This window comes from Paenibacillus sp. FSL R7-269, assembly GCF_000517865.1.
In the GTDB taxonomy this organism is placed as follows: Bacteria; Bacillota; Bacilli; order Paenibacillales; family Paenibacillaceae; genus Paenibacillus_AQ.
Map to the genome: position 1 here is coordinate 1 of NZ_ASPS01000075.1, position 13,926 is coordinate 13,926.

Annotated in this window: 17 protein-coding genes; 7 read left to right on the plus strand and 10 right to left on the minus strand. The window is 44.6% G+C overall.

Annotated features, from left to right (window positions below):
- Nucleotides 1-177 precede the first annotated feature (177 nt).
- On the minus strand, nt 178-666 hold the full coding sequence (locus tag C162_RS27620) for an NUDIX hydrolase (protein ID WP_036699937.1): 489 nt from the start codon (nt 664-666) through the stop codon (nt 178-180).
- 96 nt (nt 667-762) lie between these two features.
- On the opposite strand from C162_RS27620, the gene C162_RS27625 reads away from it, so the two are divergent.
- Complete coding sequence (locus C162_RS27625; RefSeq protein ID WP_036699938.1) at nt 763-1,089, plus strand: hypothetical protein; 327 nt, start codon at nt 763-765, stop codon at nt 1,087-1,089.
- A gap of 19 nt (nt 1,090-1,108) precedes the next feature.
- Here C162_RS27625 and C162_RS27630 read toward each other — a convergent pair whose 3' ends face one another.
- A complete protein-coding gene (locus C162_RS27630) occupies nt 1,109-1,444 on the minus strand; it encodes a winged helix-turn-helix transcriptional regulator (RefSeq protein ID WP_036699940.1) in 336 nt (111 codons plus the stop codon).
- A 105-nt stretch (nt 1,445-1,549) separates the two neighbouring features.
- Here C162_RS27630 and C162_RS27635 point away from each other — a divergent pair, with 105 nt between their 5' ends.
- Nucleotides 1,550-1,933 carry a RidA family protein gene (locus C162_RS27635; protein ID WP_036699942.1) on the plus strand — a complete coding sequence of 128 codons (384 nt, stop codon included), beginning with the start codon at nt 1,550-1,552 and terminating at the stop codon, nt 1,931-1,933.
- Nucleotides 1,934-2,097: 164 nt separating this feature from the next.
- Nucleotides 2,098-3,012 carry an AraC family transcriptional regulator gene (locus C162_RS27640; protein ID WP_036699944.1) on the plus strand — a complete coding sequence of 305 codons (915 nt, stop codon included), beginning with the start codon at nt 2,098-2,100 and terminating at the stop codon, nt 3,010-3,012.
- A 152-nt stretch (nt 3,013-3,164) separates the two neighbouring features.
- Here C162_RS27640 and C162_RS27645 read toward each other — a convergent pair whose 3' ends face one another.
- Together C162_RS27645 and C162_RS34710 are read right to left on the minus strand one after the other, a co-directional pair.
- Nucleotides 3,165-3,863 (minus strand): transglutaminase-like domain-containing protein, encoded by a 699-nt coding sequence (locus tag C162_RS27645; protein ID WP_036699947.1) that lies wholly within the window; start codon nt 3,861-3,863, stop codon nt 3,165-3,167.
- Nucleotides 3,864-3,892: 29 nt separating this feature from the next.
- The gene (locus C162_RS34710; protein ID WP_051493980.1) at nt 3,893-4,657 is read right to left on the minus strand and encodes a helix-turn-helix domain-containing protein; all 765 of its coding nucleotides are present in this window, start codon (nt 4,655-4,657) and stop codon (nt 3,893-3,895) included.
- A gap of 89 nt (nt 4,658-4,746) precedes the next feature.
- Here C162_RS34710 and C162_RS27655 point away from each other — a divergent pair, with 89 nt between their 5' ends.
- Nucleotides 4,747-5,766, plus strand: a complete 1,020-nt coding sequence (locus C162_RS27655; protein WP_036699949.1) for a serine hydrolase domain-containing protein — start codon at nt 4,747-4,749, stop codon at nt 5,764-5,766.
- Here C162_RS27655 and C162_RS27660 read toward each other — a convergent pair.
- The 5 genes from C162_RS27660 to C162_RS27680 form a co-directional block, all read right to left on the minus strand.
- On the minus strand, nt 5,755-6,063 hold the full coding sequence (locus C162_RS27660) for a putative quinol monooxygenase (protein WP_036700005.1): 309 nt from the start codon (nt 6,061-6,063) through the stop codon (nt 5,755-5,757). The two genes, C162_RS27655 and C162_RS27660, sit on opposite strands and share 12 nt — an antisense overlap.
- Nucleotides 6,064-6,072: 9 nt before the next feature.
- Nucleotides 6,073-7,068, minus strand: a complete 996-nt coding sequence (locus C162_RS27665; protein WP_036699951.1) for a helix-turn-helix transcriptional regulator — start codon at nt 7,066-7,068, stop codon at nt 6,073-6,075.
- Nucleotides 7,069-7,112: 44 nt separating this feature from the next.
- Nucleotides 7,113-7,610, minus strand: a complete 498-nt coding sequence (locus tag C162_RS27670; RefSeq protein WP_036699954.1) for a DinB family protein — start codon at nt 7,608-7,610, stop codon at nt 7,113-7,115.
- Nucleotides 7,611-8,103: 493 nt separating this feature from the next.
- Nucleotides 8,104-8,544, minus strand: coding sequence for a hypothetical protein (locus C162_RS27675; protein ID WP_036699956.1), 441 nt, complete (start codon nt 8,542-8,544; stop codon nt 8,104-8,106).
- A gap of 63 nt (nt 8,545-8,607) precedes the next feature.
- The gene (locus C162_RS27680) at nt 8,608-9,405 is read right to left on the minus strand and encodes an APH(3') family aminoglycoside O-phosphotransferase (RefSeq protein WP_036699958.1); all 798 of its coding nucleotides are present in this window, start codon (nt 9,403-9,405) and stop codon (nt 8,608-8,610) included.
- Between the two features lie 131 nt (nt 9,406-9,536).
- Here C162_RS27680 and C162_RS27685 point away from each other — a divergent pair, with 131 nt between their 5' ends.
- The 3 genes from C162_RS27685 to C162_RS27695 all read left to right on the plus strand — a co-directional run bounded on the left by C162_RS27685 (nt 9,537) and on the right by C162_RS27695 (nt 12,418).
- Nucleotides 9,537-10,385 (plus strand): AraC family transcriptional regulator, encoded by an 849-nt coding sequence (locus C162_RS27685; protein WP_036699960.1) that lies wholly within the window; start codon nt 9,537-9,539, stop codon nt 10,383-10,385.
- A gap of 201 nt (nt 10,386-10,586) precedes the next feature.
- Nucleotides 10,587-11,294 (plus strand): DUF2569 domain-containing protein, encoded by a 708-nt coding sequence (locus C162_RS27690; RefSeq protein ID WP_036699962.1) that lies wholly within the window; start codon nt 10,587-10,589, stop codon nt 11,292-11,294.
- A gap of 368 nt (nt 11,295-11,662) precedes the next feature.
- Nucleotides 11,663-12,418 carry a class I SAM-dependent methyltransferase gene (locus C162_RS27695; protein ID WP_051493981.1) on the plus strand — a complete coding sequence of 252 codons (756 nt, stop codon included), beginning with the start codon at nt 11,663-11,665 and terminating at the stop codon, nt 12,416-12,418.
- Between the two features lie 557 nt (nt 12,419-12,975).
- Here C162_RS27695 and C162_RS27700 read toward each other — a convergent pair.
- Nucleotides 12,976-13,755 (minus strand): hypothetical protein, encoded by a 780-nt coding sequence (locus C162_RS27700; protein WP_036699964.1) that lies wholly within the window; start codon nt 13,753-13,755, stop codon nt 12,976-12,978.
- Nucleotides 13,756-13,926 lie beyond the last annotated feature (171 nt).

Here is a 13,926-nt window from a genome sequence, read left to right on the forward strand (position 1 = left end):
TTACAAGCTCCTCGTAATTGCGTCCTTGTAAAATTATGCTACGGTTATGCGTTGGAAGCAATATCTAGTTTTAAGACACGCCCTAATATCGCCCAGCATTTTTCTTGAAAGATAATATTTAAATAGTAGCTGTAAAAGAGCCTGCACTAACATCAAAGTGGCGGCTCTTTTTAGGCTTCATACCTCTCTTTGTAGCTTGACGCTACATTCGGACGTTGTTGTAGTAGCATACTCTATGTAATTCACTGAGCCGTCAAACTTCAAATAAGCTTCATATCGTAAGCGGATGGCTGGCAGGGTAATGAAATCCAGAACATTCTCCCTGGCCACCCATCTGCAATCACTAGTTTCATCAGAAGTTGCTAACTCTCCACCCACAACTTTGCACACAAAATCAAACATTACCTTTGTTGGAACATCAGTTACGCCATCATGCCACTTATGAACCGCTGTATTTGAAATCACATTGATCAAATGGCTGACAGTAGCATCTATTCCACTTTCCTCCTTGATTTCTCGTATCAGGCCATCCATAAGGTTCTCTCCGATTTCAGTTATCCCGCCAGGATATACCCATCCATCATCATGGGCTTTTACTAAAAGGATGTTTCCCTTCCCATCTTCAACAATTCCGCCTGCCGACACAATATGCGTTGGGAACGCCATATTAAGACCTCCATTATGAAGTGATTGAAATGTTTTGAAGGATAATGACTATATGGAACGAATACATTAACCAAGAAATTATGAAAGGAAATAATCATGAAAATAATAACTTTATGTGGCTCTACAAAGTTTAAAGAGGCATTCGAACAGGCCAATGCATTCCTAACACTTCAAGGAAATATTGTAATTAGCCTCGCCTTCTTTGAGCAAAGTGAAGGATTTGAAATCACTGAGAAACAAGCTGAACTCCTTGGAAATCTCCATTTTAGAAAAATCGATCTTTCTGATGAAATATTCGTGATAGATGTGAATGGTTACATTGGAAGTAGTACAAAAAGAGAGATTGAATATGCCGAAGAAAAAGGGAAAGCAATTCGTTACTACTCCAATGGCGGGGATGGCCTTTTCTTGAAGAACGTCTGAGTACAAACCACCGTGGACCTCACCGGTTCTGTGCTCCCCACTCACATAGCTGCTCCAATACAGGTAGCAGTGTCTGCCCTTTCGGTGTCAGCAAATACTCCACTTTGGGCGGAATCTGCGGATACTCCACACGCTTCACCAGTCCATCAGCCTCCAATTCCTTAAGCTGCGCGCTGAGCACCTTGTACGTCACCGCTCCGAGCTGTCTCTGCATTTCGTTGAATCGAATCGACGGTTTGGCGGACAGCAGATACAGAATTGCCATCTTCCACTTACCGCCGATCACCGACATCGTATAACCGAATGGTGTGTCTTGGATCACCGTCTCCTTGCCCTTCAGATCAGAAATGCCCATGTTCACGCTATCCTTTCGGATAGTAGCCCACTTGTTTGTGCGTACTATCCCTTTATTTCTGCTCAGTCTATAATAGCTTTACTTTGAAGTAAAGGGGCTAAAGCAATGACAACCATTCGAACGTACAACCATAACCTCTGGGATCACGGGATTTCGCAGGGGTACCTTGTCGACAACACGCTGTATATCTCAGGACAGTTCTCCCATAATGCAGAGGGCAACTTCGTCGGAGCAGGCGATATTCAGGCACAGATGACGCAGACGCTGAAGAATTTGGATACCGTGCTACAAGAGTTCGGAGCGACAAAGGATAATCTGGCTTACGTGGAGCTGTATCTTACGAATGCGCAGGAGCACGGGGAAACCGCGATCGAACTGTTCAAAAAGTATGTCGGAGAGCATCGGCCGGCGGGGAGCATGATCGGGGTGACGTACCTGGCATTTCCGGAACAGTGGGTAGAGGTTCGGGCTGTGGCGCATGTAGGCTAAGAAAAAAGAGGGAGGGTCAATTAAACAACGCTACTGACAGGGTAATGTCAGTAGCATTTTAGTCAACCTATTGAAATATTGGCAGATTGTCCAAAAAGGGCAGAATCCGTCAAGTTCGCTCTTCTGTACCTGTGCTATGCTTGAAGGCAAGGAGGTGCATCCATATGTACGCATGGGAAGCCATTCAAAAAACGTTAGATTATATGGAAGAACGCATCAGCGAAAACCAGGAGATCGATGGTTTGGCCGCCATTGCCGCTTTATCCCCATTTTATTACCAAAGGTTGTTCTCTCGTCTAGTGAAGAAGCCAGTCCGGGAGTACATCCGCTACCGGCGTCTGGCAAATGCCTGCGAAGCACTGAGCTGCAAGGAAAACCGTATTCTGGACGTGGCTTTGGAGTGGGGATTTGGTAGCCATGAGGGCTTCACCCGAGCTTTCAAAGAGGCCTACGGAATGACGCCTGAGCAGTACCGAGACCATCCGGTAAGGCTGAATCAGTTTATCAAACCGGATTTGAGTCTGAGCAACACGATGATCGATGAAGGAGTGCCGTTGATTAGCGATGGTCTGATTCTGGAGATTAACCGGAGAACGTTGGAGCAACCTATCATGTTTATTGGTTTGAGCAACTATGCTCCCATTGATGGCCAAATGCCTCTTGGAGAAGCTACCGGGGTAGACGTGCCTGGAGAGGTGTGGAGACAATTTCACGAGCGTAAGGGCAGCATAAACCGGCTTCCTGCAGGCCGGGAGTTGGGGGTAGCCTTTATGGGGGATGCTCCCAGCGGCAATTTCACCTATTTTGCCGGAGCAGAGGCGTTGCCGGATGCAGACCCCGGGGAGTTCAAGATATGGCAGCTGCCAGACAGGGAATATGTGGTTTTTGGCTTCGAGGCGGAGAGTTTCGAGGAATTGGTAACTTCCGCTCTCTACAAAGCGCTCAACTACAGCGACCTGTGGCTAAAAAAGCACGGCATGATCAACATGCTCTATGTACCGGAACTATATTACGAAAGCACCCCTGGAGCAAGCTATATGGAATTGTGGATTCCCGCAGACAAGCAGCAACAAGGTTAGGGTTCATCATGAAAAACAGAGAGCGGCACAGGAAAGGGGCTGTCCAAAAAGCCAGTGATAACTGCCTTCTGGATGCCCCGTTTTGGCCTTCTACCTACATAATCTCTTTATTAAAATGTCCTCTTGTGCCGGTATGGATCGGCTACTTCATCCTACCCCTGCCTGATGTGATCAACATTCCGGTTCATCAGATGCCGGACCACCTTACTATAGACTAATTTCTTGAACGGGCTGAGCCCTTGCGGATGAGCTGTGAAGAAGGCATCGGGGCTGTCGTAAATCCCGAAATCCTGAACGATGCCTTCTTTTTGCACGTAGGTGTCATTCTCGTTCCAATAGATATCCGGCTTTTGAAAATTATCAGTTGCAACGCCATACCCGCAAAATGAACCCGTACACTGTTCAAATTTCTGCTGAAGCTTGGTTAAATAAGGAACGTCCAGTATAAATCCTTCAATATTCAACCACTTATCTTCATATAGCACTTCAACCCAGCTATGAATGATCTCCCGGGGGGACAACTGGTAATACCACCCTTTCATGGCCCCCTTTTGCAGCTTCTTATCAATCGCGAATCCATGCATACGGCATGGCACGCCCACAGCCCGGAGCAACGCCATAAACAGCACTCCCTTTGTATTACACTGGCCGTAGCCATCCTGCAAGACTTCCGAGGCAGGAATATCGTCCGCCCGGTTGTAGCCGAATCGGATTTCGTCACGGACGTAGTTATAGATGCCGAGAATCTGTTCCTTCCTGGACATCGAATCCCACCGGCGGCTGTGAACAATTTGCTGGATCAACGGGTTAGAATAGTTCAGCAATTCAGTTTCCTTCAAGTATGCACTCATGGAACACACCTCCTGCACCCATTGTAAGGTTAATGCAGGCTGGAAACTTTTAAAAAGACGCTATCTTTACGGATATCCTTCGCCGTCATGCCCAGCAACTGCTTGCTGGTGGCAGCTAAGTGAGACGGACTGTCAAAGCCTGCAGCCATCGCCGCATTCGTAATACTATAACCCGCAAAAATGAAATAGATTGCTTTCTCCAGCTTGTGCAGCACCATGTACCCGCTAAGCGAAATACCTGTATTTTCTTTGAAAAGATGCGACAATCTGCTGTTAGATAAACCTAACTGCCGGGCGTAATGACTGACGGAGTGTTCGGAGTCGGTGCAATCTTTGAGGAGCTGAATAAGCTCTCTGATTCTCGGATCAACAATAGTGGGTTTCACCTGCTCTACACCTAATAGCCTCAAAAGTTGTTCCAGAAAAGAACGATAGCTGTCCGGGTCCTTAACGCCGGCGTACTCCTTTTGCACAAATTCGCGAATACTCTTCATCATTCCTTGCGGAAACACATAATACTGCTGCCCCTCCAGAACCCGCCTAAAGCTTACAGCCATCTCAGAGGTGCTGTCTATCAGAAGGAGCATCAACGGGTGTCCTACTTCTTTCAAGCGATGAACGACGTTAGAATTGATAATCACACCTGGACAACTCAAGCTTTGCCCCGCGACCTCAATGTCAAATTCCCCCGTTAAGGAGATCGTTACCTGTACAAAAGAATGCCGGTGCTCTTCCGCATCAATCGAATCGGACACCACCATCAAGTGATGCTCCGCTCCATATAAATTCATCATGTTCTAATCACTCCAGGCTTAGCTCTTTGTAGTATGATTTATATATTCTATACCGGCGTGTTTATTATAAACAGAGGTGAACCGAGAATATGTTCTTACAAAAAGAAGTAGTACATACCAGAAACGATAAATATTTGGCGCTTACTGACCATGTAATTAGAGCTAAGAACCAAATTTCCTGTTCCGCAGCCGCTACATTTATCATCCATAATGATACCATTGTTAATGAAAGCTACTTTGGCTCATATGAGCTTAATTCAAAGATACAATCTGTAATGCCCTCAACCCGGTTTAATGTTGCTTCCGTAAGAAAGTCATACATTGGCTTTGCGATTAGCTTGGCCTTATACCAAAATAAACTTTCAAGCATGGATGATTATATTTCAGATTACTTAGAGGATCTAAACCTAGCTGCTGTCCAAGGAGTTAGAATAAGACATTTATTAACACATACTCATGGACTTAAAAATAATCATGAAAAACTTTTTCCGCCGGGTACGAGTTGGAACTATAACAATGTAGGAATCAGTATGGTGATTAGATTAATACAGAAGTTATTTGAAACGCCCCTGTCAGAGGTCATGCAACAATACGTTTTCAAACCCTGCAATTTCATTGAGACAGGTTGGTGTAAGAATAGAGATGCCAATTCAGTATGGTTAAATGAAGAATATGCTGATGACCAAGGGGGAGAAGCCAATCTTTTTGTAAGTGCCCGTGAATTGGCTTATTGGGGTTACCTTCACTTGAATCGTGGACTTGTCAATGGACGCCAGATTGTTCCGAAAGAGGTTATAGAACAAGCTACAAGTAATCAGAGCCCAGCAAATCTTGATGATACATTGCCTAGGAATGGCTTCGCTTGGTGGATTCAGGATAAGCCTAGGGCTATTTCTGAAATAGGAAACACACTCCCGCCCGGGTCCTATCAAATACTAGGACTAACTGGCTGTGCCTGTTTGGTTATTCCTGAACATCGGATAGTCGCGGTTAGAATGTACAATCAAACAGGTCCAAATCCACCAGGGTACGACTACTTAGAGGATATTAAGGCATTTGGAGACAAAGTCTTATCGTGTACTTTGAATTCGGCCTCTTTATACGTCTAACCCCTTCCCGCCAACGGGACGGAGTCTAACCTTTTCTGCGCCTGCGATTAAAGGACGTGCGCGTTGAATGACGGCCAGCACTTCTTCGTTCTTGAGAGAGCCGGCATGAGCCTCTGCATCGCTCCACAGCTCAGTGACCCAGATCGTATCGGGGTCATCTGCGGATTCATTGATAATATAGAGCTCACAGCCCGCCATATCCTTCAAGCTACGCGAAGCTTCCAACAATATTAGAATAAGTTCATCCCGTTTCCCGGGGCTGGCTGTCAATTTTCCGTACATCGCAAATTTGTTCATATCCACTCTTCATCCCTTCTGATCCGCTGATTTTATTTGCATCGCTTCGTAGTGTTTAAACATTTCGAGGCTGACCTCAGCCATTCGATCGATTAGTATTTGCGGCTCAAGTATCTCGAGAGACTTCCCGTATGGAAGAAGAAAGTACGGAACATATGTTTTCAGCGACAGGTCCCCCAGCTTAAAAAGAGCTTCGCCGGGCTGCCTGCGTTCGATCAGCGCATGACCGAACAGCCAATGCTTGCATAGCTCGTTAAGCGCATGTTCGTGTCCCTGAAGCCTTACGATGTCTAGCGTCTCAGCTTCGAGCGAATCCGGAAATAAAGAATGTAAGAGGAAATCCCTCGCGGAAAAGGCAGCTGGACGTTCGAAGCGGGTATCCGCCGCCTCTAAACGGACGATGCGATCCACCCGGAAGCTTCGGATCTCTTGCCGCAACCGGCAAAACCCTACAACGTACCATAGTCCCTTCCAATGCACGATGCCGTAGGGGTCGAGGACTCGATGGCTTGGAGTAAGCTCCGGTCCTTTGGCATAGTCCATGTTCAGCGACTCTCCTCGGGCTACAGCCTCCTCTAACCGTTTGAGCAATTCAAGTTCTCTCGCGTCCGTGGGTGTCTGGATGACGGCAAGCCCGCTGCTATGTCTATTAATCCGCTCAAGCTGCTCTTCATTCGTGTATCGCTTCAGCTTATCGACCGCCCGGGAGAGCGCATCCGTGAACGGATAACCCGCTTCCCGTGCGAAGACGGATGCATGTACGAGCGCCTTCTGCTCTTCGGAATCGAAGAGCAGCGGAGAATCGACGAATTCACCGAGAAGCCGGTAACCGCCGTTCGGACCGGCTTCGGCAATAATTGGGGCTCCGCTCGCGCACAGTGAATCAATGCACCGGTATACGGTGCGAACATGAATCTCCAAATCGTCCGCAAGCTGCTGCGCCGTCATCCGCTTTCCCGAACGAAGCAACCATAGTATGGACAGCATATTATCCGCTTTTGACAAACCGTTCTTCACTCCCTAGACCGTTTGTTTCATTGTAAAGGAACTTAGATTAAAGGTGTTATCCCTTTCTCGACCCAAGTATCGTAAGTCGGACCGTACACATTAGGCACTCGAAGTCCGGCCTGGCGCATGAGAACGGTCATCTGTCCGCGATGATGCGCTTGGTGCATGATCGTATAACGAAGGGAACTTCCGTTCAGCCAAGCTTCCTTCTCAATCATGACCGACTCGCGCAAAGATTCGTCATTCCACTGCGTTCGAACCGCGTTCAGCAAATTCTCGCTGATCCGCCGATACTCCGAAGCTATAAATGCAGCAGAATCCGGAGCTTCTTCGCCTCTGGATGGAGCTTCGAAAGCGAGCCCCAAAGTTGTCATGTAGTGCAGCGATTGAACCAGATGCCAGGCGATTTGTCCCAGCATTCGTCGGCCTTCGATAACCTCCTGTCCAAGAGAATCATCCGTAAGTGCATCCAGTACGGTAGCAGTTAATTCCGCCTCGCTAGTCCATTCCGCAGCGAAGTCTTCAATTTTTGTAAACATTTTTCGTTCCTCCAGTCCATTATTGGCTAACACACGACAAGCATACAAAAAAAACACTGACAGTTACGGTCAGTGTTTTTGAATCAACCTGAATTTTTTTTGAAGTAACTGATATACAGCAACCTTAGTAAAGGGTACTCACAAAGCTTATGACTGAGATAATATTCCTTTAACAAATAACGAGACACTGTGCTTGTAGAACTCTTCCTTCATTGGATTCAGCCAGAACGCTTGTATGTTACCGTGGATATCCTATTGAAAAGCAAACGAGGGTTACAACCTGGAACGAGGTGCATGCTAAGCTGGAAAACATGAAAGCCTTTTTGGCCGAAAAATATGGCAATCAGATCAAGCCATGGAACCCTATGAATGCATGGCAAGAATAGTAATTTGAAGCTAGCGTATGAAAAACGAAAAACGGCCCTGCCGCAAACGATGCGGACAAGGGCCGTTTTCTTTCTAAAACCTGTAGGATGCATCCAACTTGTAAAAGTTACGGAAAATCCAGCTCATCATCGATGACACGGAATATTTCCCTGCTCCGCACCGGATACCGGGCATCCAGCTCTTCCCACTGCCGCTTCGGTAAAATCAAAAATTCGTGCGTATCCGAAAAATATGAGGCCTCAAACAGCCGGATTTCATATTTGTCCCGGATCAGCTCCTGAAAGCCGCGAATCGTGATGTAGCGGTCTTGTCCGGTAAAGGTAAGCGCAATCGAATGCAGTTGTCCATTGTAGGTAACATCCAGTCCTTTGTCCGTAGACGTCACCTCGACCGTTTCATCGGGAAGGTGTTTACCGAACAACCGGACGATCTCCTCGTCCTCTTCTCTCCAATCTACAATGACGCTGTACGCAAAAGTAAATTGCTCAAGCTGTTGCCCATCTCCTTCGAATAGCAATGTCAGTTCGCTGTCGCTTGGCATTCTCATCCCGGTATCCTCCTTGTGTTCACTCAATTAAAATACTATATAGACAGAGAATAACCTTGTTGATCAGGCCCAAACCAGATGCTCTACAACTTGGTAGAATCTTATTTTGGTATAATCGATTTCTGAAGCTCCATAGGATGTAAAGAATAACTTGACCCATTGCTCGCCGAAGTTTCTGATAATGCTCTTCTCCGCTACTGCCAAATCGTAATAACGGTCTGCAATCCCGCAATTTCCCAGATCAATAAATCCACTTATAGAATCATCAGCAATGATGATGTTTGGCAGACTGTAGTCACCATGTGTGAATACTAAATCTTCTTTGAGTTCCCGAGAATAATTGTTGACTTCAATCAGCAACTTTTCAACATTGTCCTCACCAAATCTTCTGTGCAGCTCCGTTGAATCATACTTAATCCCTCCACTCAACTTGTACTGAATAGTGCTCATCAGCTGTTCAAATGAATGATCAAAAGGACAATCTTCAATTGATACTTCATGAATTCTCCGAAGACCTTGTGCCAATAAAGAGATTATCTCTTCTGTATTTGAAGAATACTGCTTATCGGAAGCTTGAACGCCTGGCAATTCAAGTGTTAATAAATACTCATACTTCCCGATCACACCGAAATCAATAACCTCCGGAACAGGTAACTTATTGTATAACCACAATAACCTTTGGGCTTGTCTTTCTAAAGATTCAGCATGGCCTGCTTCCTGGATTTTCAAATATTTATTTACTCCACTTTTACCCTTAAGATAATAAGTCTTCGCTGTATTCACCCAAATCAATGAAGCCTCGTCATCTCCAACAAGCTTAAGGAGTTCAAAGGGTACTGCATCTTTTTCTCCAAAACTCATAATTTCCACCTCTATGGCTTAATCAATATCGTTTCCAAATACATAACATATTCCTGCAAACTTAGGCAAGCATTGCAGGGTATTTCAATGATAGCTGCTGTATAGTAATTAGTGAAAGGGCAGGTGAGTATATGGATTGGTTAAACAGATTTAACAGCGCAATTGATTATATAGAAGGTAACCTTGATAACGAAATTGACTATTCTTATATTGCAAAAATTGCTTGCTGCTCCGAGTTCCATTTTTCACGAATGTTCTCATCTTTAGCCAATGTTACCCTAGCTGAATATGTTCGGCGTAGAAGGCTTACTAAGGCGGCTTTTGAAATACAGAAACATAGTACAAAGATTACTGATATTTCTATGAAATACGGATATAGTTCCCCTGATGCTTTTACGAGAGCCTTTCGCCAACTGCATGGCATTACACCTGCATCCGTTCGTGAAAGCAATGTACAGTTGAAAGCATATCCACGCATGTCCTTTCAGATTACCATAAAAGGAGTCTCTGAGATGGAGTATCGAATTGAAAATATTGATTATAACCTCCGCTTTGCAGTTAAAAGGGAAACGGTAAAAACTGATGATGCTTTTAATACGGTTCCACAATTGTGGGCCATAGCACAATCAAATGGATTTCTTCAAAGGCTGATAGACATGTCTTGGGAAAATCCAAAATGCCAACTTGAAGGGTTGCTTGGTATCTTTGGTAAAGACGCGGCAATTAAAGAGGATACCTTTGATTTACTCATGGGGTGTAGATATGACGGAAATATACCGAACGATATGGAAGAACTAATTCTTCCTCCCTCTGTATATGTAGTTTTCCCTAACGATAACGTCAATGCTTGGCAGCGCTTATATACTGAATGGCTTCCTACATCTGGATATGAGCTTGCCAATCTCCCTTGTATAGAGAATTTTTTGGCTCCAGGAGCTAAAATTGAGCAGGAATTATGGGTTCCCATCATTGCCAAGTAGCGAACATTCTAAATTACTGAAATTGAAACAGGGATCTACTGCAACGCATTTCTATATTGTTAAAAGAACTCCGGAAACCCACTACATCCAAGGGTTTTCGGAGTTTTTTAAGATTGAGAGTTAATTTAAGTAATTGATGGAATATACCGATATAGTATATAAAAATTCCCGCACTTGCTGCGGATATCATGAGGTGATGAAATGGTACAAGGTTTAATGGGCATCTTCTTCTTCTCATTAGGTTTTATTCTACATAAAACTTATACAGTGGATGCTAACATTTTCATATCAATTATCATTGGAGGTTTGGCAAGTGTAATCGGAGGAGCCATTGGAGCATTAATGAAACCACTATTTATCAAAAAAGTTCCAACGTCTGCCGCGGAGGCCGCCGTAGCTTCCGAAGTATTTGTGGAAACTTCAGATCCGATCACTGATCATTCAGCACCTTCCGGCATTGGAGGGTGGTTATGGATTTTTGTATTTGGCATTATTTTTTCACTTATACGAAGTGTGCTGAACATCTATGGTAATATTTCGTTTTTCGGGACCGAAAGCTATAGGCTTCTCACAAACCCTGATAGCAGTTACTACAGCGCATTGATGCTCCCTACTCTTGTCATAGAAACGGCATTAATTACTATTCAGTGCCTGATGATCCTGTACATCTTCTACCTGGGTTTCAAACATAAGAAATTATTTAAATACATATGTATATCATTCATCGTATATAACATCATAATTAATACAGTAGATACCCTGATGGCCAGCCAATTGCAGAGATCGATTTCTGATTCCATAGCGGATGATACCTCTTATACAGATATATCCCGCTCTCTCCTGTACGCTGCAATCTGGATTCCCTATTTCCTGCGGTCTAAGAGAGTGAAGAACACTTCCATACACTGAACCGACATTCAGCTAATCGTATTACGCTTTTATCATTTACTTTGCAGACAATAATTGATCAATTAGACGAATAATGATCGTGACGCTCGCGTTACACAGTGTTGGCGGCACATCCGAATAACTTACATGCGGTGCTTGCTGCTCATGGTCAACGATGGATTGGACAGTCTTCTAGAGTGTCATTAGGCAGACCCAATTCGGCTTAATGCTAACAAAAAAACAAACGCTATTTTTTACATTTTCCTTAATTTGGCATGTGTTGGTACAATTATTGCTGTTCCTTACCATTTATGTGGAGGTGACAATTACAAAGAAGACCAGTTGGCGTTTAAAAATGCACTTTAAAATTATGAATGAGGTGACCGAGAGTGCTAGAACAAAGAGAAATGATACAAATAAACAAAAGTGGATGGGATAAAGTCGCTGATCAATTTTTCGAAGGCTCGTTTGATATTCTTGGCTATGGTGATTATGCGCCAACGGAGGAAGAATTACATTTACTCGGACAAATTGAAGATAGCATTATTTTAGAAGTGGGTTGTGGTAGTGGGCATACCTTAGAATACCTCGCTAAACGTGGAGCACGAGAGTTGTGGGGCGTAGATCTATCCAGCTCACAAATAAATACAGCAAAAGAAGTTGTTTCAAATCTAGATATTCCTGTCACCTTTATTGAATCACCGATGGAAGATATTCCGGGTCTTCCAGATAGCTACTTTGATAAAGCCGTCTCCATATATGCACTCGGTTGGACAGTAAATTTACAAAAAACGTTAAGCAATATTCATAGAAGCCTAAAGTTAGGCGGTACTTTGGTCTTTAGCTGGGAACATCCTGTACATAGTGTTGTTGAATACGCGGATGAACAATTAAGGTTTAGGCGTTCTTATGTAAATGAGGGTTTTGAAAAACATGATTCATGGAGGGGCGCACCGATAGTTATGCAATATCGAAAGGTAAGCACTTTTATTAACGAGCTTATAAATGCTGGATTTGTTATTGACAAAGTAATTGAAGATTCAAAATGTGATGATAATGATACCAGTAATTCAAGTAAATGGTACTCTAGTGCAAAGGCAAGAATGATACCATCTACTTTGATTATCAAATGTCATAAAGTCTAAGTTTTACCACTATTTATAGTTCGGTTCACCGTAACCTTACCCGCAGAAGCCCGTTTACGCATCGTCCCGACCGGAGTGGGACTACCCTGCTCCTATCGTCGATATGCTGGAAATATAGGCTCCTGCGAGCTTTTCTTCGAACGGCCTTCTTTCAACCTATCTACACAATCTCTTTATTGAAATGTCCTCTTGTGTCTGTTTCCTGATTGAAGACAGCATGATGCATTGAGCCATTTAATTCGCCTGAGGCCATATGAATGACATTCACAACCTGCTCTTTTAGTCGCGGTTAGAATGTATAATCAAGCAGGTCCAAATCCACCAGGGTACGACTACTTGGAGGATATTAAGGCATTTGGAGACAAAGTCTTATCTTGTACTTTGAATTAATCATTAGCTACAGTGAATAGAACAGCAAATAGTATCACAGGGTTAGAACCTGTGACGCCATTTTTAGCTATATTGGAAGATGGGTTAACCGATTATCCTTGGATCATTTTGAGACATGCCCCTAATTATGCTCCAGCTCTGCTTTTTGCAACATTGTATGTTCCTCCTTATCTGGCAGTAAGCTTATGAACCAGGTCTCGTATCTCTGTGCTTAGTCTTGGATTGGCCGGATAGACGGCTTCAATGAACTCTAAAATGCATAGTGCCGACTCGGGTACACGATCATATCCCTGCAGCATACCGGCAAGCTTGTCGGCAAAACCGGGGTACCGCTTCTCTAAACGGCGCTCATTTCCGAAGGGATCAGGGAAGTAATTCACCTCCGGCTCCAGCAGATGAAGCACTGACAAAATCCGGTCGATCGCGTGGCCCTGAATAAACCGTGCCGCAGACAGGCGCTCTCCCCTGGCATAACGGCCCAGCCCCACGTACAGATTGGTTAGCGCTTCGTTCAACGGAAAGTCTAAGGAATCACACTTTTGACTCGGCAGCGGTCTGCGCGGTTTGGCTATAGCCGTGTTGCTGTACAGCGGAGCCTTCCACACCACCCGGCCCTCCGTATAAGACACGTCGGTCAGCTCCCGCTCCTCAAATATCGCGTATTCGCCGTAAATTCCATCGTCAAACAAGATTTTGCAGCCCACATCAGAGTTTTTAAAAGCATAAGCAAGCGGGTACGTATCCTCCAGCCAATCCAGACGGTCAATATACCTCTTTTTCTGTCCTGCTTCCACAATAACAAAAAAATCCAAATCCGAATACTCATCCATCCGCTCCAGCTCCACCCCCACCGATCCCACACCCAGCAGCAGAAGCGCCCCTCCCTTACGTCCGAGCGTCCCCCCAATCTCATCCAGTCTTTGTAAAAGTAACTCTGTCCGCAGCATGCTAATATTCCTCCCTATATCGGAATGCAAAAGAGGCCCAACCCACACTTCTCAGCGAGGTTGAACCCTAAGGTTACATTGCCTTTGATATTCTAGAGTAAAAATAGCATTGGTTGGGGGTGGGTGTCAAATGGAATTACGCTCCATCATCGATGGGTATTTTAATTCTAG